The organism is Streptomyces sp. NPDC047981 (assembly GCF_040653315.1).
In the GTDB taxonomy this organism is placed as follows: Bacteria; Actinomycetota; Actinomycetes; order Streptomycetales; family Streptomycetaceae; genus Streptomyces.
The window spans coordinates 1-18,625 of sequence record NZ_JBEZNQ010000028.1 but is presented as its reverse complement, the minus strand read 5'-3'; the positions used below and the strand labels follow the sequence as shown (position 1 = coordinate 18,625).

Sequence of the window (18,625 nt, the reverse complement as noted above, 5' to 3'; positions counted from 1 at the left end):
TCCGCCGGGGCGTGCGTGCGACTTTGCGGGTGACGTCCGTGCGGGTCGGCCGCCGCCGCCCCGCCGTACCGGCGCTCCCGGCCGATACTCCGGCCATGACCCCAGCCCGATCCACCACGCGGTCCCGCCGCGCCCTCGTCGCCGCGCTCACCGCGCTCGTCGCCCTCGGCGCCACGGTCACGACCACCGACGCCGCGGCGGGAGACGGCCACCGCCGCGGTGCGTGCACCAGCTCCCGCCCCGCGAAGGACGGGCCGGCCCGTGAGGTCCTGCGCGTCGCCGAACAGGCCAGGACGGAGATGGACCTCAAGTCGGTGATCGTGCGCGTCACCGTCGACGGGCGCGACCTCGTCACCACCGCGCTCGGCGAGTCGATGACGGGTGTACCGGCCGACCCCGCCATGCACTTCCGCAACGGCAACGTGGCCATCAGCTACATGGGAACGGCCCTGCTGCGCCTGGTCGACCAGGGCAAGGTCGGCCTCGACGACCCCGTCGCGCGCTGGCTGCCCGACCTGCCGAACGGCGAGCGGATCACCCTGCGCATGCTGGCCGCGTCCACCACCGGGCTCGCCGACTACGTCCCCCTCCCGGAGTTCCAGCAGACCGTCTACGGTCACCCGTTCCGGCAGTGGACGGCGAAGGAGGTGGTGGCCCTCTCCACCGGCCAACCGCGCTGGTACGACCCGGGCACGAACTGGAACTACTCCCACGCCAACTTCGTCCTCCTCGGCGCCGCCCTGGAGAAGATCACCGGCACCCGGCTCGACGTCCTGCTCCGGCGCCAGATCATGGGCCCGCTCGGGCTGCGCGAGACCACGAACAGCTTCACCCCCGACATCCCGGAACCCGTGCTGCACGCCTTCTCCGACGACCGGGGCATCTACGAGGAGTCCACCTTCTGGAACCCCTCGTGGACGACCGCCCCCGGAGCCGTCCAGACCACCGACATCTGCGACCTGGCCCGCTCGGCCGCCGCCATCGGCTCGGGCGAACTGCTCTCCCCGTCCTCGTACCGCGAACTCCTGAACCCGGGGACGGTCGGCCTCGGCCACGCGACCCCCACCTGCCCGGCGACCGTCTGCCTGGCCAACACCGAAGCCACCCACTACGGCATGGGCGTCGTCGTGCTCGGCGACTGGATCTCCCAGCACCCCCTCTTCTTCGGCTACTCCGCGTCCATGGACTACCTCCCGTCCGAGCGCCTCGCCATCGCCGTCTCGACCACCCAGGGCCCCGCCGCCGCCGACGGCCACACCGCCCATGTGATCGCCCAGCGCATCGCGGCGGCACTCGCTCCCGAGCACCCGATCCCCGACTTCGGCTGACCGGCTGGGGAAGAAAGCCGCGCCGTCGGCGAACGCTGCCCGTCGAGATCGTCCCAATCGGCGGGGAAGAGGTGCATGCTGGGCACCAACAGCGGTCGAATTCCTGTCTGGAGGCCGAAAGAGTGAGTGGCGGCAACGGGAGACGGCGCCTGACGCGCCGTGCTTCGGCCGGGAACGGTACGGCGTTGTTCCGTTCGGCCGGGGCCCTCAAGCGGCTCGCGTCGAGCGCGGGCGAGGTCCCCCTGGACCGGATCAGCACACGGGGCCGGCTCGCCTGGCTGAACTCCGCGGGGTCCAGGATCGGCACCACCCTGGACCTGGAGCGCACCGCCCAGGAGCTGGCGGAGTTCACCGTGCCCGGCTTCGCCGACGGGGCCGCCGTCGACATCCTGGAGAGCGTCCTGCGGGGCGACGAGGGCTCACGGTGGACCGGCACGGGCGTGCCGCCCATGCGGGCCATCGCCCTGTGCGCCGTCGACGAACTGTCCACCCTGGAGGCCACGCCCGTGGGCGAGACCTTCGTCCGGTCCGAAGAGGCCCACGAGACGCTGCTCCACCGCTACTGCCTGCGACAGGGCAGGCCCGTGCTCGTGAGCCGGATGGGGGACGCCGACTACCTCCGGGTCGCGCCGACCGAGAGCGCCGCCGAGACGATGCGCTCCACCGGAGTGCACAGCTACCTGGCCGTCCCGCTGATCGCCCGCGGCCTGCTGCTCGGCAGCGCGGACTTCGTACGCGGCCGCGGCACCCCGCCGTTCTCCTCCACCGACCTCGCGCTCGCCGAGCACCTGGCTTCCCAGGCCGCCGTCTACATCGACAACGCCCGGCTGTACGGGCGCGAGCGCGAGCGCGTCGTCTCGCTCCAGCGCACCCTGCTGCCGCGCGCGACCCCGGTGACCCCGGGCCTGCGCGTCCACGCCGAGTACGCCCCCTCGACCGCGCACCACGGCGTCGGCGGCGACTGGTACGACGTCATGGCCCTGCCCGGCGGGCGGACGGCCCTGATGGTGGGCGACGTCATGGGGCACGGGCTGCCCGCCGCCGCCACCATGGGCCGGCTGCGGGCGGTCGCCCGCACCCTGATGACCCTGGACATGGCGCCCGAACGCGTCCTCGCGCGGCTCGACCTCGCCACCCGTGACCTGGAGGACGAGCAGGTCGCCACGTTCCTCTGCGCGGTCTTCGACCCCGCCGACGCCACGTACACCCTGGCCAGCGCCGGGCACCTGCCCCCGCTCCTCCTCGACGGGGACGGCGGTGCCGAGTTCGTCGACGTACCGGTCGGCGCCCCGCTCGGCGCCGGGGTGATCCCCTACGACCCGATCCGGCTGAAGGTGCCGGAGGGCGGCCGTCTCGTGCTCTACAGCGACGGTCTCGTCAAGTCCCGGCGGGCGGACCTGGACCACCAGCTGGAGCGCCTGCGGGCCGCGGCGCGCGGCCTGACGCCCGAGGCACTCGAACGCGGCGGTCTCCTCGAGCGCGCCCCGGCCGACGCACCCCGCTTCGACGAGGCCGTCCTCCTGGGCGCGACGACCACCCTGGGCACCCCGGACGAGCTGCGCGAGTGGGAGCTGCCGAGGGAGGGGCGCGCCGCGTCCGTCGCCCGGCGCCTGGTCACGGACCAGCTGACCGAGTGGGAGCTGACCGAGCTCGCCGACGTCTGCGAACTCGTCGTGTCGGAACTCGTGGGCAACGCCTTGCGGTACGGCAACGGCCCCGGTCGGCTGCGACTGCTGCGGGGCGAACGGCTCGTCGTGGAGGTGTCGGACACCGGCCCCGACCTGCCCCAGATCCAGCACGCGGACCTCAGCGACGAGGGCGGAAGGGGCCTCCAGCTCATCAACATGCTCTGCCGCCGCTGGGGCACCTGTCGTACCGAGGTGGGCAAGGTCGTCTGGGCGGAGCAGAACCTGCCCTCCTGAGCGCGGGCATGGCGCGGCCCCCTCCCCGTCGGGGGAGGGGGCCGCGTGGTGCGGCCCGGGTTAGAGCTGCTTCACCCGGATGTTGCGGTACGAGATGACGTCCGTGGTGCCGTGGACCTGGAGGCCGATGTAGCCGGAGGCGTACCGCCGGCCGTCCGTGCCCGGGTCGTCGCCACGCGGCGGCTGGAAGAGCTGACCACCGGTGTTGTCGAACTCGTTGATCAGCTTGCCGTTGCGGAAGACCGAGTAGTGCTGGCCCTCCACCCTGATCTCGTAGTCGTTCCAGGTGCCCTTGGGCGTCACGCCCGCGCCGGCCAGGCCCACGCGGTCGAAGCCGTAGATCGAACCCGACTTGTACATGTCGCCGTCGGGCCGGTCGAGAACCTGGATCTCATGGCCGTACTTGATGGCGACCCACTCCGGGCGCGGCTCCTCAGGGTTGTCGTGGACGTACGGGAAGCGCACGAAGACACCGCCGTTGGCGTTCGCGGCGCCCGGGGCGTCGTCGCGCCACTGGAGCTTGAGCGAGAAGTCGCCGTACTGCCGCTGCGGGAACCACAGCATGCCCATGCCCGGCACCGTGGTGCTGCTGGTCATGGCGCCGTCCGCGGACAGGTCGAACCGTCCGCCGCCGACGTGCTGCCACTGGGAGAAGGAGCCGGGCGTGCCGTCGAACAGATCGCGGTACCCCTCGGTCTGGCCCGGCTTGCCGATGCCCGACTGCTTGGCGGCACGGTAGATCTTCCTGTGCTCGCGGGTGTCGATGACACCGTCGGCGAGCAGCCGGTCGACCACCGTGTCGACGTGCTTGAGGAACAGCGCGTGCGAGGACCAGTCCTTCTCGTCCTCGATGAGTTCGTTGATGGTGCAGCGCCGGTTCGTCATCCGGTTGGGGACACCGGTGTCGACCGTCCCGACGATGACCGTCGACCGCTCGTCGAACTCGGGGCACTGGGGCGCGGGCACCCCGCCGCCCTCGGCGACGGTGAACGCGACACTGCCGGCCGCGGACGTGTTCCCCGCCTTGTCCGTCGCCCGGTGCAGCACCGTGTGACGGCCGACGCGGTCGACGAACACCGGTGCGGTGTAGGCGAGATAGGGGCCGCCGTCGAGCGAGTACTCGATCCGCTCGACGCCCGAGCCCGCGTCGGTCGCCGACAGCGTCACGATGGCGCTCGTGATGTACGCGCCGTCGGAGTCGCGCTGCCCGGAGACCGTGGCGGAGACCTCGGGTGCGGTCGTGTCGGGATCGGGCGTGGGCACGACCGCGAAGCTCACCGTCTTCGCGGCGGCGGCGTTGCCCGCCTTGTCGGTCGCCTTGTAGCGGACGGTGTGCGTGCCCGCCTCGTGCACCATCACGGGCGCGGTGTACGGCTGCCAGGCCCCGTCGCCGATCGCGTACTCGATGGTGTTGACGCCCGAGCCGGTGTCGGACGCGGTCACCGTCACGGTGGCCATGTCGAGGTAGCGGCCCTGGTCGTCCTGTTCGCCCGTCACGGTCGCCGAGGTCTCCGGCGCGGTGGTGTCGTCGGTGGGCGGGGCGACGACCGTGAACGCGGCGGTCTTCTCGGCGGCCGTGTTGCCCGCCTTGTCGCTCGCCCGGTAGCGGATCGTGTGCGCCCCGACCCGGTCGACGACGACCGGGACGGTGTACGGCTGCCACGGGCCGTCCGCGCCGACCGCGAACTCGACCTTGTCGACCCCCGAACCGGCGTCCGTCGCGCCGAGGGTGACCGTCGCCTGCCCGACGTACGCGCCGTCGCCGTTGCGGTCGCCCTCGACCTTCGCGGTCGTCTCCGGCGCGGTGGTGTCCTCTCCGCCGCCCTCCGTGACCGTGAGGATGCCCTGCATCTGGCCGTGGCCCGGGATCGTGCACTTGAAGAGGTACCGGCCCGGTGTCAGCGTCACCTCGGCGGTGTGCCGGCCGCCGTTCGCGTCGCTCGGGTTGGCCAGGATGTTCAGCGGGACGTCGTTGTTGTACTCGGGGTCGGAGACGTCGAACGTCAGGGTGTGCGGCATGCCGGTGGTGTTGCCGCTGGCCGTGCTGTTCTCGAAGACGATGGTCGTCGCGCCCGCCACCGCCGTGGTCGGGAACTCCAGGTAGCGGTCGATCGGATCGCCCGCCTTCCAGGTCAGCACCTGCGCCGCGGCCGACCTGCGGCCGTCGTCGCTCCGGCCGTAGGCGGTCGCCGACGTCAGCCCCACGACCATCGCCAGGGCCGCGAGGAGCGCCGCCCACAGGCTCGGTCCCCGGTGTCTCGAACTCGGTCTCCTGGTCACTGCACCGCCGCCTTCCGTGCCAGCTGGTCCGCGGCCGGGGTGGGCCCGCCGCCCTTGTAGGTCACGCGCCACAGCGCGGAGTCGGCGTGCGAGGTGAAGAAGCCCCGCCCGTAGTCGAGGACGTACAGCGAGCCGTCCGGGGCGAACTTCCAGTCCATCAGGTTGCGGATGCCGCCCTGACCCACGGGCACGATCTTCTTCAACGACTCGGCGTGCACCGGCAGTCCGCCCCTGCCGACCGTCCTCGGATCGGTCAGCACGGCGTGCCGCGGCTGGTCCCCGTCGTAGAAGTCACCGACGAACCACTTGCCGTCCCAGTACGACGGCCACTTCACCGTCGACCCGCTCGCGGCGTCGTAGCGGTAGAGCGGACCGTTCATGGTGGCCTGCCCACCGCCCTTGAGCCACGGCAGCAGCAGCTTCTGCTCCTCCTGCTTGTAGCTCGGGACGCCGTTCGCGTCCCGCGGGTAGTCCACGCCGCCGCCCTGCGGCGAGTACCAGATCGTGTTGGACGTCACCGGCGGCAGGTTCACCAGGCCGTCGTTGTTCGGCGACTCGTTCTTCGGCGCGTCGCAGTCGTACCAGCCCAGCGGCTTGCTCGGATCGGCCGGGCCGCGGTCCCGGTAGGGCTGCTTGTTGCCCATGCAGTACGGCCAGCCGTGGTTGCCCGCCTTGGTGATCGCGGCGAACGTGTCGTACTTCGCCGGGCCCCAGGTCGTCGACGGCGCGCCCGCGTCGGGGCCGACCCAGCCCGCGTAGAGGATGTCGGTCTTCTTGTCGACGGAGATCCGCGCCGGGTTGCGCACGCCCATCACGTAGATCTCGCCGCGGGTCTTCCCGCCGCCCTCCTCGGTCTCCTCACCGGTGAAGAGGTTGCCGGCGGGCAGGGTGTAGGTGCCGTCGTCCTCGGGGTGGATCCGCAGGATCTTGCCGTTGAGGTTGTTGGTGTTCCCCGCGGTGCGCCGGGCGTCCGCGAAGGAGACGCCCTGGAAGTTCGGCGCCGGGTTGTTGCCCGAGTAACCACCACTGGAACCGGACGAGTTGGTGTCTCCGGTGGCGATGTAGAGATTGCCCTTCGAGTCCCAGGCCATCCCGCCGCCCGCGTGGCAGCAGCTGTGGATCTGCACCGGCCAGCTCAGCAGCACCTTCTCGCTCGCCAGGTCGAGCCTGTTGGTCGCGAGGTCGAGGGTGAAGCGGGAGACCCTGCGCTCGCCCATGTGGGCGGCGCGGTCGATGCGGGAGTGCGGGGTGTAGTGCAGGTAGACCCAGCCGTTGGTCATGAAGTCGGGGTCGAGCTCGATGCCGAGCAGCCCCTCCTCGTTCTTGATCAGCTCGTCCCCGCCGCCCTTGTTGCCGAAGACGGTGAGCGCGCCGGCCTTGGTGACCAGCTTGGTCCTCGGGTCGTAGACGTGGACCTCGCCGTTGCCCTTGCCGATGTCCGGGTTGTTCCAGTCGGTGACCACCGGCACGCCGGCGTCGGCGCCGCCGCGGCCGATGTACAGGATCCGTCCGTCGGGCGCGGCGACCAGGCCGTGCGGCTCGCCGATCTGGTCGTTCTGGCCGGGCTTGTTCGGCTGGGTGACGCGTTCTGCGGTGTAGTTGGCGTCGATCGTCGCCTTGCAGTCCGCCTGGGAGACGCGGGCCGTCCAGGCGATCGCGCCGCGCAGATGGTCGCGGAAGTCCGTCTCGGCGTAGCTGTCGACGGTGCCGCCCATCGCGGTGTAGAAGGAGCGGCCGCCGTCGTAGTCACGGCACCAGGACACCGGGTGGTCCCAGCCGTTCGGCTTGGCGGCCGGCTGGTACGAGCCCTCCCGGACCCGTGCCACGGTGTGCACGGTGCCGGACGGGTTGCGGTCCCAGTTGAACCACTTGTCGGGCCGCTTCCACTCCAGCGGAAGGGACTTGGTGGCCGGATGCTGCCGGTCGCCGACCTCCACCACCGCGCGCTGCGTGCTGCTCGGCGCGCCGGTCGGCCGTGCGCCGACCAGCCCGGTGAACCAGGAGGAGTACGGCTCGGTGCGGGCGGCCTCGTGGACGCCGACGAACCCGCCGCCCGCCTCCATGTACGCCTCCAGACCGGCCTCCTGCTCCGGGTCGAGCACATCGCCGCCGCCGGTCAGGAACACCACCGCGTTGAAGCGGCCGAGCCGCTTCGCGTCGGTGAACACGGCCGGGTCGTCGGTGGCCTCCGTACGGAAGCGCCCGGCCGTCGGGCCGGACAGGCCGATGGACTCGACGGCCGCTATCCCCGCGTCGACCGTCGGGGACTCGGCGGTCGCCGAGGCGTGGAAGACGAGCACCCGTACGTTCGCCCCGCCCGGTGGCGAGGGGAGAGACAACGTTGTCGGCGCCATGGCCGACGGTGGGTCGGGATACGGTCTGGCCGAGGCGGGGTCCGTGCCGAGCAGGGAGGCGGTCAGCACGCCTGCCCCAAGTGCCGCCACGGCGAAGCCTGTTCTTGATCTCGCGCGGTGATGTGGTGTGCGCATCATGGGTCACCCATCCCTCTGAGGTCACGACAACAGCCGTTGAAGCTAGACCTCTTTGCGCGGTTCGCCAAGGGCTATGACCGCAACCGGACCGACTTTGTCCTGGATGTGGATAAACGACAGCCGCCCCGCTACCGTGTGGGCCGTCCCCAGGGGCTCCGCACCCGTCAATCTCCCCCGAAGACCGGAGAATTCGACATGGACAGACGTAGCTTCAACCGCCGCCTGCTCGCCGGCGGGGCCGTCGCCGCGACCGGCGTGACATCGTTGTCTCTCGCCTCCGCCTCCAGCGCCGCACCGGCCGCCCCACCCAGAACTGCCCCGGCGGGCGGCCAGATACGCCATCTCAAGCTGTACGCCGAGAAGTTGGCCGACGGCCGTATGGCGTACGGCCTGGAGAAGGGCAAGGCCACCGTGCCGGGTCCGCTGATCGAGATCGTCGAGGGCGACACCCTGCACATCGAGTTCGAGAACCTGATGGACGTCGCCGTCAGCCTCCACCCGCACGGCGTGGACTACGACATCGACAACGACGGCACGCGGATGGGCGGTAGCCACGTCGAGCCGGGCGCCACCCGCACGTACACCTGGCGCACCCACACGCCCGGCCGCCGCCCCGACGGGACCTGGCGTCCCGGCAGCGCCGGGTACTGGCACTACCACGACCACGTCGTGGGCACGGACCACGGCACCGGAGGCATCCGCAAGGGTCTGTACGGCGGCCTGGTGGTGCGCCGCAAGGGCGATGTCCTGCCGGACAAGCAGTTCACGATCGTCTTCAACGACATGACGATCAACAACCGGCCCGCGGCCGACCCGCCGAACTTCCTCGCCACGGTGGGGGACCGGGTGGAGATCATCATGATCACCCACGGCGAGTACTACCACACCTTCCACATGCACGGTCACCGCTGGGCCGACAACCGCACGGGACTCCTGGCCGGCCCGGAGGACGTGAGCCGGGTGATCGACAACAAGATCACCGGCCCGGCGGACTCCTTCGGCTTCCAGGTCGTCGCGGGGGAGCATGTCGGGGCCGGCGCCTGGATGTACCACTGCCACGTCCAGAGCCATTCCGACATGGGCATGGCCGGTCTCTTCCTGGTCGCCAAGCCGGACGGAACGGTCCCCGGCCACGGCGACCACGGGTCCCACGGCGCGGCGGCCGCGAAGACCACCGGCGGTGCGCACGAGCACTGAGGCGGAGGCGGGCTCCTGGCGTGCGGCCCGACCGGGCCCCGCCGGGGGCGCGGCGTCGAGCCGGTCCGGGCCCCGTCAGGAGCGCGTTACGGGAGTGGGGAATCGCGTCAAGCGCGCGTCAGCGGGGTGGCAGGCCCCCGGCCCGGCGGGCATAGCTTCGTCTCGGAGCACGCGCGGCCGACCGGCCGGGCGGCACCCCGTCTCCGACACCTTCTTCGAGAGGCACTGCCATGTCTGACACCGAACACTCCGAGGATCCCGAGCCTTTCGAACGCGTCCCGGCCGGACCTCTGCTCGTCCCCGTCCGGTCGGGACCCGCGGGCTTGAGTGCCCGTCTCTTCCGTACTCCTCTGGGCGACCGCACGGCCGTCGCCTTCACGTCCGAGGCCAGGCTCGCCGCCACGCTCGGCCCGGACCACGCGCGCGTACGGCTCTCGGAGCCCGCGCTGCGCGCGCTCGTGGCGCCCCTCGGCGTCACCGCGCTCACCGTCGACCCGCAGCTCTGCGCCCCCAGGGTGCCGAAGTCCCGCGACGCCGAGGACTCCTGGCGGACGTGGGACCCGCGGCACGTCGGCGTCCTGCCCGTGACGGGCGCCGCCGCCCTCGTCTCCTGCGTCCACCTGCTGATCGGCTGAGGAGGCGTCGTGTCCGTTTCCACCACGTCGTCCTCGACGTCGTCCCTCGTGCCGGCCCCCGCCGCGCGCGAGACCGAGACCGACGGCCTGTCCGTCTGGCCCCGCTCCACGCGTCCCGAGCACGGCGGGGACGTCAGCGTCGCCGGTGTGTCGCTCGCCGAGACCGCCGCCCGGTTCGACACCCCCGTCTATGTCCTGGACGAGGACGAGGTCAGGGAGCGCTGCCGTACGTACCGCACGGCCTTCCCCGAGGCCGACGTCGTCTACGCCGCGAAGGCGTTCCTGTGCCGGGCCATGGTCCACTGGGTCCAGGAGGAGGGCCTGGGCCTCGACGTGTGCTCGGCGGGGGAGCTGACGCTCGCCGTCACCACCGGATTCCCGCCCGAGAGGATCGTGCTGCACGGCAACGCCAAGAGCCCCGAGGACCTCGAGACCGCCGTACGCCTCGGTGTCGGCCGGATCGTCGTCGACAGCACCTCGGAGCTCGCCCGCCTCGCCGCGATCGTGCCGCGGGGCTCCCGCCAGCGGGTCATGCTGCGCGTCGTGCCCGGCGTCGCGGCGGGCGGTCATGCCAAGGTCAGGACCGGGACGGAGGACCAGAAGTTCGGTCTCTCCATCACGGACGGCTCCGCGCAGCACGCGGTCGCCCGGACGCTCGACCAGCCCCGGCTCGAACTCGTCGGACTGCACTGCCACATCGGCTCGCAGATCACCTCGGTCAAGCCGTACGTCGCCGCGGTGCGGCGCCTGATCGGCCTGATGGCGCGGATCAGGGAGCAGTACGGTGTCGAGCTGCCGCAGCTGAACATCGGCGGCGGCCACGGCATCGCCTACCGGCCCGGCGAGGCCGTCCTCGACGTGCGGGTGCTCGCGGGCCGCGTCCTGGCCGAACTGCACGAGGGCTGCGGCAGGGCGAAGCTCGCCGTGCCACGCCTGACGATCGAGCCGGGCCGGGCGGTCGTGGGTCCGGCCGGGGTCTGTGTCTACCGGGTCCTCTCGGTCAAGCGCACCGGGTCGCACACCTTCGTCGCCGTCGACGGCGGCATGAGCGACAACCCCCGGCCCGCGCTCTACGGGGTGCGCTACACACCCCGCCTGATCGGCCGTCACTCGACGGCCGCGCCACGCCTCGTCACCGTCGTCGGCCGCCACTGCGAGGCCGGGGACGTGCTGGCGGAGGAGGTCCCGCTGCCCGAGGACGTCCACCCGGGCGACCTGCTCGCCGTGCCGGTGGCCGGCGCGTACCACCTGTCCATGGCCTCCGGGTACAACCTGGTGGGCCGCCCGCCCGTCGTCGCCGTGAAGGACGGCACGGCCCGCACGCTGGTCCGCCGCGAGTCCCTCGACGACATGAACCGCCGCGACATCGGCCTCTAGGGCCTGTCCGGTGGATCAGGGCCGGACAGGCCCTGGCGCCGACGCCCTGGCCGCTACGCCTGCGTGCCCACGACCCTGCGGGCGTAAGCGGCCAGTTGGGCGCGGAGGGCATCGCGCGGGAGGCCGTCCTCGGTCGCCAGGCGTTCGACGAGGTCCGCGCGCGTGGCGGCCAGGAGGGCGTGGGCCGTGAAGCCGGGGTGGGGGAGGCCGGGGATCTCCTCCAGGACGGACCGCAGGCGGTCGTGCCAGTGGTCGTAGTGCGCGGCCTGGTACGGGCCGGTCGTGCTCCCGCTCTCCTCCAGGGCCAGGGCGAGCGGGCGGTTGTCGAGCTTGAAGCGGACGAGGGCGTCGAGCAGGGCCGGGACGCGGTCCTGGGGCGGCGTGGCGGGGCCCAGAGGTGGCGGGCCCGTCTCGACGGCCTCGCGGAGCGGCTCGAGGCGGGCCTCGTACAGCGCGCGGAGCAGGCCCGCGCGGTCACCGAAGGCGCGGAAGAGCGTGCCCTTGCCGACGCCGGCCGCCGCGGCGATGTCGGCCATCGTCAGGTCCTCGGGGTGCTCGGAGCGGGCGTAGAGGGCGTCGGCGGCCTCCAGGACGGCCTGTCGGTTGCGCGCCGCGTCCTTGCGGGTCCTCCGCTCGGGCTGAGGCAGGGTCACGAACTCCTCCGATTGAAAAGCGGACCCGGGGTCCGTATCGTTCTCGTAAGCGGACCGCCGGTCCGTATTCTCTGTGAACGGAGCATACCCATGTCCGTATCCCCGTCGACCCCACCCGCGGAGCTCTACCGCCACAGCCTGCGGCTCCTGCTCGACAAGGACATCCCCGGCTGGGTCGGCCTCTGGGCAGAGGACGGCGTGATGGAGTTCCCCTTCGCGCCCCCGGGCATGCCGTCACGACTCGACGGACGCGAGGCGATCGCCGCCTACATGCGCCCCTACCCGGCCACCATCGACCTCCACGACTTCCCCGAGGCCGACCTGCGGATCCACGAGACCACCGACCCGCGCACCGTCGTCGTCGAGATGCGCGGCATCGGCCGGCTCGTCGACGGCGACCGGCCCTTCGACATGACGTACATCGCCGTCGTCACCGCCGAGGACGGGCGCTTCACCTCGTACCGCGACTACTGGAACCCCCTCGCCGTCCTCGACGCCGGCGTCGACCTCGCCGGGAGCAGCCGATGACCACCGCCGGAACCACCCTCGTCATCGGCGCCACCGGGACCACGGGCAGCCGCACCTGCGCGCAGCTGGCCGCCGCGGGCCACGCCGTCAGGGCGGCCGGCCGCCGGGGCACGCCCGTCGCCGGAGCCGAGGCGGTCCGCTTCGACTGGTACGACCCCGCGAGCCACACCGCCGCCCTCGACGGCGCCGAGCGCGTCTACGTGATCCCGCCGGTCGGCGACCCCGATCCCGCAGTCGTCGTCCTGCCCTTCCTGCGCAGGGCCCGCGCCGCCGGCGTGCGGCGCGCGGTGCTGCTGAGTTCCTCCGCCGTCCCCGAGGGCGGACCGGCCGTGGGCCAGGTGCACAAGGAGCTGCCGGGCGTCTTCGACGAATGGGCGGTGCTGCGGCCGTCCTGGTTCATGCAGAACTTCACCGGCGACCATGTGCACGCCCAGGGAATCCGTACCGACGGCGTCATCAGCACCGCCACCGGAACCGGCCGGGTCGGCTTCGTCGACGCCGAGGACATCGCGGCCGTCGCCGTCCGCGCCCTGACCGACCCGCACGCCCCCGACACCGATCTCGTCCTCACCGGCCCCGAGGCCCTCGGCTACGACGACATCGCCAGGATCGTCGCGGAGGTCACCGGACGGCCCGTGGCCCACCGGGGGGTGTCGTACCGGGAACTGCGCGAACGGCTCACCGCCCTGATGCCCGAAGAGTTCGCCACGATGCTCGCCGACATGGACCGGAACATCGCCCGGGGGGCCGAGGACCGGGTCACCGACACCGTCCTGCGACTCACCGGCCACCCCGCACGCGATTTCCGTTCCGTCGCGGAGCGGGAGTTGCGCTCCTAGGGACAGCGTCACCCGTACGGGGCCGGACGGGCGCCGCCCCGCGAGCGGTGGACGGCGGCCCGCCGTAGATTCGGGCGAGGGCACTGATCGAGCCTCCGCACCCGTCCGTCCAGGGCGCACCGGTGCGGAACACGCCGGAGGGCTGGTGGCCATGGAACGTCGCCCCAACATCCTGTTGATCGTCACCGACGAGGAGCGGGCCGTCGTCCCGCGCCCCGACGGCTTCTCCCTCCCCGCCCGGGAGCGGCTGGCCGCGCGGGGCACGGCATTCGACCGCTTCTACTCGGCCTCGGCGATGTGCAGCTCGGCCCGTTCCGTGCTGTACACCGGGCGGCACCTGCCGATCACCGAGATCTACGACAACGACAACATGCCGTACATCCGCCCGCTCGATCCCGCCCTCGGCACCCTCGGCACGATGCTGCGCTCGGCCGGCTACTACTGCACCTACCAGGGCAAGTGGCACCTCTCGAACGCGTACATCACCCCGGACCGCCCCGGGCCGACCACGGACGCCCTGGAGCCGTACGGGTTCAGCGAGTTCAACGACTGGGGCGACATCGACGGCGGTGCCTGGGCCGGTCTGAAGGTCGACCCGGTCATCGCGGGACAGGCCGTGAAGTGGCTGCGCAACCGCGCACCGGTGGTGGCCGAGGACCGGCCGTGGTTCATGGCCGTCAACTTCGTGAACCCGCACGACATCATGAGCTTCGACTACGGCGGCTCTCCCCAGGTCCGGCTGCCGTTCGGGCTCGCCCACGCGGTGGTCGCGAAGGCGGCGGCCGACATCCCCGTCTACCGCAAGCGCTGGGACTTCCCGCTGCCGGCCAGCCTGCACGACGACCTGTCCGGCGCGGCCCCCGCCGTGGCCGAGTTCGCGCGGATGCTGGAGACCGTCTTCGGACCCGTCGCCGACGACACCCACTGGTACGACGGCCTGAACTTCTACCTCAACGCTCTGCGCGACGTCGACCGTAGCGTCGAACTCGTGCTCGACGCCCTCGAAGCCACCGGGCAGGCCGACGACACCGTCGTCGTCTTCACGGCCGACCACGGCGAGATGGCCGGCTCCCACGGCCTGCGGCAGAAGGGGAACCTGGTCTACGACGAGAACTTCCACGTGCCCTTCCTCCTCTCCCACCCCGATGTCCCCGGAGGCGGCCGGACCGAGGCGCTCGCGTCCTCGGTGGACCTCGTCCCGACCCTGCTCTCCTGCGCGGGCGTGGGCCAGGAGCAGATCGCCGACCGGTACCCCGGACTCAGGGGCCACTCCCTGCTCCCGGTCCTCGAGGGGGCCCGGGTACGCGAAGGCGTGCTGACCGCGGTCGAGTCGATCACGACCCTGGACGCCGACTTCTGGTTCGAGTTCGCCGACCCCGAGGCCGGCGAACGGATCCAGTCGGGGGACTTGCGTCCCGACTGGACCAAGCGGGGATTCCTCCGCGGCTACACCGACGAGCGCTACACCTTCGGCCGCTACTTCTCCCCCCTGCGCCCCAACCGCCCGGTGGACCTCGACGCACTGTTCGCCGACAACGACGTCGTCCTCTACGACCGGCAGGAGGACCCGGCCGAGCTCCGCAACCTCGCCTCCGACCCGGCCCACCGCGACCTCGTGCTGCGCTGCTCCCGGCTCCTGGAGGCGCTCATCTCCGCGGAGATCGGCACGGACACCCGCGCCTGGGTGACCGAACGCCCCCGGCTGCTCGGCTGGCCCACCTGGCACGGCGACACCGACCAGCCTGCCGCCGCCGGGGCGGCATCGTCCGGAACGTGAACGACGGGCGCCCGGGCGTCCTGACGGAAGGGGAGCGATGAGCGGCGGCGCGTGGACGGTCGCGGCGGTGGCGGGTGTCACCGCCGCGTACGCCCTCGTATCGCGACGCCTGGCGCCGACGCCGGTCTCGTCGGCGATCGTGTTCACGGGCTGCGGCATCCTCCTCGGGCCCGCCGTCCTCGACCTGGTGAGCCTCGGACCGGACGCCGAGCCGATCATGGTGCTGCTCGAAGCCGCCCTGACCCTCGTGCTGTTCACCGACGCCATGACCGTCCGCCGGCGCGACCTCACCTCCGGGGGTTTCCTGCCCCGACGGCTGCTCGGGATCGGACTGCTGCTCAGCATCGTCGCGGGCTGGCTGCTGGCCTGGCCCCTGCTGCCCGGGCTCACGATGGCGGAACTCGCCCTCCTGGGCGTGATCCTCGCCCCGACGGACGCCGCCCTGGGCAAGAGCGCCATGTCCGACCCCCGCGTACCGGCGCTCGTCCGGCAGGGACTCAACGTGGAGAGCGGACTCAACGACGGCATGGTGCTCCCGTTCTTCGTCGTCGCCCTCGCCGCGATCCCCGGCACCTCCTACGCCGCCGAGGGCGCGGCAGGCACCTTCTGGCGGGCCCTGGTGCTCAGCACGGTGCTGGGACTGCTCGTCGGCGGAATCGGCGGCCGCCTGCTGGGAGCGGCCCGCGCACGCGGCTGGGTCACGAAGGAGTGGCGACAGGTCTACGTCCTCGCCGTGGCCGTCGCCTCCTACGAACTGGCCGTCGTGGTCGACGGCAGCGGCTTCATCGCCGCCTGGGTCGCCGGCTTCGCCTGCGGACACGCCCTCCGGCACGCCCCGGCCGCCGCGGAAGAGCGCGCGGAGGAACGGGCGGGCCGGGACGACACGCCCGAGTTCGCGGAGAACCTCGGCGGGTTGCTGGCCTCGATCAGCCTCCTGCTCTTCGGAGCCGTGCTGCTCGGACCGGCATTGGAGCACCTGACCTGGCAGATCGTCGTCTACGCCCTGCTCAGCCTGACCGTCGTCCGCATGGTGCCCGTCGCCCTGTCCCTCCTCGGCAGCGGGCTGCGGGCCCCGACGGTCGCGTACATCGGATGGTTCGGGCCACGCGGACTCGCCTCGGTCGTGCTGGGGCTGCTCATGGTGGAGGAGCACGTTCCCGGTACGGAACTGATGGGCCGGGTCGTCGCCGTCACGGTCGCGCTCAGCGTGCTGCTGCACGGCGTCTCCGCCCCGGCCTTCGCCGAGCGGTACGGCCGCTGGTACCGGCGCGCCGACGAGACCGCCCCCGAGGGGCTCCGCGAGAGCAGGACCGTCCCGGAGGTCACGGGCCGCCGACGCCTCGGCCGCCTGGACAAGCCCGCGGACTAGGGCCTGTCCGGCCCTGATCCACCGGACAGGCCCTAGGACGGGGCGGGCCGCGTGTCAGCGGTCGGCGGCCCCGCGCAGGAACGCCGGATGCCTGACGGAGAGTTCCGCGTCCACCCAGGCCAGCCGCTCCTCCAGGTCCGGACGGCGTTCCTCCCGCGCGACCTCCCGAACCCGAAGGAGCAGGTGCCGGGCGCGGGACAGCACCATCGGCGCGTCCGAGGCGGCACGGCACACGTCGTCGAACCCGGTCCGCAGGAAGTCCTCCCAGGGCGGCAGGCGCATCACCACCCGCACCGCGCCCGTCGCGTCGGCGATCGACCTGTCTCCCAGCTCGGCCCCCGCGAGCGGCCGGAGCAGGTCCTCGACGGCGTCGAGGACCTGGACGGCCGTCGCGGGGTCGTTGATCGCGGGGGAGAGGGCGCGGAGCCCGATGTCGGCAAGGAGCCGGAAGGCGAGGGACGGATCCTGGTGGAAGGTGCGCTCCATGTCCCCGACGACCGCCCGCAGCACCTCCGCGTCGGGCACCGAGCCACCGCAGACCTGGGCCACCGCGTCACCCGCGTAGAGCGTGGTCCCCACCGGAACCTTCACGACCACCACCGCGTCCGCCCGCTCCGCCACCCGTACCAACCGCAGCCAGTCCACCTGCGCGACGAGGGTCGTGTCGCCGGCCCAGACAACGGTGGACGTCACGTCCGGCAGAGGACGCGCCGGGCCGGAGCCGGGGACGACATCGTGACCGTCCCCGCCGTCCGGCAGCGGGTACATGGCCCGCAGGACCTCCCGCCCCCGATCGCGCAGGTCGGCGAGGACGTGCGCCAGCTGAATGGACCTCAGGGCCCTCAGCTGCAGCCGCCGCACCTGTACGAGGGCCGTCGCGGCAAGGACCAGGGCGGTCGCGGGGACGGCGACGGACGCGGTGCGGTGGGTGCCGATCGCCAGCGTCGCCGTCACCGAGAACGCCAGGACACCCACCACCAGGGCGAACAGCCGCCAGACCATCGGATCGGTCCGGAACAGCTGGAGCCGGTGACTGAAGTTCCCCGCCGCCCACTGGACGACCAGGAACAGCACCGAGAAGATCAGCGTCGCGACGCTCAGCACGCCCAGCCCGACGACCTTCAGCACGTCGACGACCCGCTCCGCCGCCACCTGGTAGCCACCGTCGATCTCCGGCAGCAGCAGTCCCAGGACGAAGCCCACGGCCGCCGCGACGACCTGGGTGACCCCCGCGCGGAGCGCGCGCCGTGGCCGCACCACACGATCGGCCGACCGGTCCGGACCGAACAGCATCGGCGGGGCGTCCACAGCGGGTCTCCGATCAGGCGCACGGTCGCGGCGAGAAAACGCTCCGGCGCCGGCCGGGCCGACGCAAGGCGACATGCCGCCGTTCGGCCGACCGGGGCCTGCCATGGGTGAGGGGCGGTGCGGAGTCTTCTCCGTACCGCCCCTCACTCCTGCGTGTGGCTAGAGCACCTTGGAGAGGAATGCCTTGGTGCGGTCGTGCTGGGGGTTGGTGAGGACTTCGCGGGGGTGGCCGGATTCGACGACGACGCCGCCGTCCATGAAGACGAGGTTGTCGCCGACTTCGCGGGCGAAGCCCATTTCGTGGGTGACGACGATCATGGTCATGCCGGTCTCGGCGAGGTCGCGCATGACGTCGAGGACGTCACCGACAAGCTCGGGGTCGAGGGCGGAGGTGGGCTCGTCGAAGAGCATCAGCTTGGGTTCCATCGCCAGGGCTCGGGCGATGGCGACGCGCTGCTGCTGGCCGCCGGAGAGCTGGGAGGGGTAGTTCCCGGCCTTGTCGGCCAGCCCGACCCGGTCCAGGAGCCGTTCGGCGCGTTCGCGGGCGACGGCCTTGGTCTCGCCCTTGACCTGGATGGGGGCTTCCATGACGTTGGCGAGGGCGGTCATGTGGGGGAAGAGGTTGAAGCGCTGGAAGACCATGCCGATGTCGCGGCGCTGGGCGGCGACCTCGCTGTCCTTCAGTTCGTAGAGCTTGTCGCCCTTCTGCCGGTAGCCGACCAGTTCGCCGTCGACGTAGAGGCGGCCGGCGTTGATCTTCTCGAGGTGGTTGATGCACCGCAGGAAGGTGGATTTGCCGGAGCCGGAGGGGCCGATGAGGCAGAACACCTCGCCGTTGTTCACCTCCAGGTCGATGCCGCGGAGGATGTGTGCGGGGCCGTAGGACTTGTGGACGCCCTCGGCCTTCACCATGAGAGTCA

General features: G+C 72.0%; 14 protein-coding genes. 9 read left to right on the top strand and 5 right to left on the bottom strand.

Annotated features, from left to right (window positions below):
- Positions 1 to 95 precede the first annotated feature (95 nt).
- Together AB0E14_RS18400 and AB0E14_RS18395 are read left to right on the top strand one after the other, a co-directional pair.
- Positions 96 to 1,328 carry a serine hydrolase domain-containing protein gene (locus AB0E14_RS18400; protein ID WP_362418468.1) on the top strand — a complete coding sequence of 411 codons (1,233 nt, stop codon included), beginning with the start codon at positions 96 to 98 and terminating at the stop codon, positions 1,326 to 1,328.
- 122 nt (positions 1,329 to 1,450) lie between these two features.
- Positions 1,451 to 3,250, top strand: coding sequence for a SpoIIE family protein phosphatase (locus tag AB0E14_RS18395; RefSeq protein ID WP_362418465.1), 1,800 nt, complete (start codon positions 1,451 to 1,453; stop codon positions 3,248 to 3,250).
- Positions 3,251 to 3,310: 60 nt separating this feature from the next.
- Here AB0E14_RS18395 and AB0E14_RS18390 read toward each other — a convergent pair whose 3' ends face one another.
- Together AB0E14_RS18390 and AB0E14_RS18385 are read right to left on the bottom strand one after the other, a co-directional pair.
- Complete coding sequence (locus AB0E14_RS18390; protein ID WP_362418642.1) at positions 3,311 to 5,461, bottom strand: family 16 glycoside hydrolase; 2,151 nt, start codon at positions 5,459 to 5,461, stop codon at positions 3,311 to 3,313.
- A 65-nt stretch (positions 5,462 to 5,526) separates the two neighbouring features.
- A complete protein-coding gene (locus AB0E14_RS18385; protein WP_362418462.1) occupies positions 5,527 to 8,022 on the bottom strand; it encodes a ThuA domain-containing protein in 2,496 nt (831 codons plus the stop codon).
- 195 nt (positions 8,023 to 8,217) lie between these two features.
- Between AB0E14_RS18385 and AB0E14_RS18380 the strand changes: the two genes are divergently transcribed.
- From AB0E14_RS18380 to lysA, 3 genes are all read left to right on the top strand, one after another.
- Positions 8,218 to 9,219 carry a multicopper oxidase domain-containing protein gene (locus AB0E14_RS18380; RefSeq protein ID WP_362418459.1) on the top strand — a complete coding sequence of 334 codons (1,002 nt, stop codon included), beginning with the start codon at positions 8,218 to 8,220 and terminating at the stop codon, positions 9,217 to 9,219.
- 230 nt (positions 9,220 to 9,449) lie between these two features.
- On the top strand, positions 9,450 to 9,854 hold the full coding sequence (locus tag AB0E14_RS18375; protein WP_362418456.1) for an SAV_915 family protein: 405 nt from the start codon (positions 9,450 to 9,452) through the stop codon (positions 9,852 to 9,854).
- An 87-nt stretch (positions 9,855 to 9,941) separates the two neighbouring features.
- Complete coding sequence (lysA, locus tag AB0E14_RS18370) at positions 9,942 to 11,231, top strand: diaminopimelate decarboxylase (RefSeq protein ID WP_362418639.1); 1,290 nt, start codon at positions 9,942 to 9,944, stop codon at positions 11,229 to 11,231.
- 53 nt (positions 11,232 to 11,284) lie between these two features.
- Here the strand turns inward: lysA and AB0E14_RS18365 are convergent, their stop codons facing one another.
- A complete protein-coding gene (locus AB0E14_RS18365) occupies positions 11,285 to 11,884 on the bottom strand; it encodes a helix-turn-helix domain-containing protein (RefSeq protein WP_362418453.1) in 600 nt (199 codons plus the stop codon).
- A gap of 90 nt (positions 11,885 to 11,974) precedes the next feature.
- On the opposite strand from AB0E14_RS18365, the gene AB0E14_RS18360 reads away from it, so the two are divergent.
- The 4 genes from AB0E14_RS18360 to AB0E14_RS18345 all read left to right on the top strand — a co-directional run bounded on the left by AB0E14_RS18360 (position 11,975) and on the right by AB0E14_RS18345 (position 16,397).
- Positions 11,975 to 12,412, top strand: a complete 438-nt coding sequence (locus AB0E14_RS18360; protein ID WP_362418450.1) for a nuclear transport factor 2 family protein — start codon at positions 11,975 to 11,977, stop codon at positions 12,410 to 12,412.
- Positions 12,409 to 13,251, top strand: coding sequence for an NAD(P)H-binding protein (locus AB0E14_RS18355; protein ID WP_362418447.1), 843 nt, complete (start codon positions 12,409 to 12,411; stop codon positions 13,249 to 13,251). Before AB0E14_RS18360 ends, AB0E14_RS18355 begins: the two co-directional genes overlap by 4 nt.
- A gap of 151 nt (positions 13,252 to 13,402) precedes the next feature.
- Positions 13,403 to 15,028 carry a sulfatase-like hydrolase/transferase gene (locus AB0E14_RS18350; protein ID WP_362418444.1) on the top strand — a complete coding sequence of 542 codons (1,626 nt, stop codon included), beginning with the start codon at positions 13,403 to 13,405 and terminating at the stop codon, positions 15,026 to 15,028.
- A gap of 37 nt (positions 15,029 to 15,065) precedes the next feature.
- Positions 15,066 to 16,397 (top strand): cation:proton antiporter, encoded by a 1,332-nt coding sequence (locus AB0E14_RS18345; RefSeq protein WP_362418441.1) that lies wholly within the window; start codon positions 15,066 to 15,068, stop codon positions 16,395 to 16,397.
- A 54-nt stretch (positions 16,398 to 16,451) separates the two neighbouring features.
- Here AB0E14_RS18345 and AB0E14_RS18340 read toward each other — a convergent pair whose 3' ends face one another.
- The gene (locus AB0E14_RS18340) at positions 16,452 to 17,705 is read right to left on the bottom strand and encodes a DUF2254 family protein (RefSeq protein ID WP_362418438.1); all 1,254 of its coding nucleotides are present in this window, start codon (positions 17,703 to 17,705) and stop codon (positions 16,452 to 16,454) included.
- A gap of 159 nt (positions 17,706 to 17,864) precedes the next feature.
- On the bottom strand, positions 17,865 to 18,617 hold the full coding sequence (locus AB0E14_RS18335) for an amino acid ABC transporter ATP-binding protein (protein ID WP_362418636.1): 753 nt from the start codon (positions 18,615 to 18,617) through the stop codon (positions 17,865 to 17,867).
- Positions 18,618 to 18,625 lie beyond the last annotated feature (8 nt).

Coding starts and splice junctions, on each gene's coding strand:
- AB0E14_RS18375 (WP_362418456.1), top strand. CDS start 9,450: ATGTCTGACACCGAACACTCCGAGGATCCCGAGCCTTTCGAACGCGTC.
- AB0E14_RS18390 (WP_362418642.1), bottom strand. CDS start 5,461: ATGGTCGTGGGGCTGACGTCGGCGACCGCCTACGGCCGGAGCGACGAC.
- AB0E14_RS18345 (WP_362418441.1), top strand. CDS start 15,066: ATGAGCGGCGGCGCGTGGACGGTCGCGGCGGTGGCGGGTGTCACCGCC.
- AB0E14_RS18385 (WP_362418462.1), bottom strand. CDS start 8,022: ATGATGCGCACACCACATCACCGCGCGAGATCAAGAACAGGCTTCGCC.
- AB0E14_RS18360 (WP_362418450.1), top strand. CDS start 11,975: ATGTCCGTATCCCCGTCGACCCCACCCGCGGAGCTCTACCGCCACAGC.
- AB0E14_RS18380 (WP_362418459.1), top strand. CDS start 8,218: ATGGACAGACGTAGCTTCAACCGCCGCCTGCTCGCCGGCGGGGCCGTC.
- AB0E14_RS18335 (WP_362418636.1), bottom strand. CDS start 18,617: ATGGTGAAGGCCGAGGGCGTCCACAAGTCCTACGGCCCCGCACACATC.
- AB0E14_RS18400 (WP_362418468.1), top strand. CDS start 96: ATGACCCCAGCCCGATCCACCACGCGGTCCCGCCGCGCCCTCGTCGCC.
- AB0E14_RS18350 (WP_362418444.1), top strand. CDS start 13,403: ATGGAACGTCGCCCCAACATCCTGTTGATCGTCACCGACGAGGAGCGG.
- AB0E14_RS18355 (WP_362418447.1), top strand. CDS start 12,409: ATGACCACCGCCGGAACCACCCTCGTCATCGGCGCCACCGGGACCACG.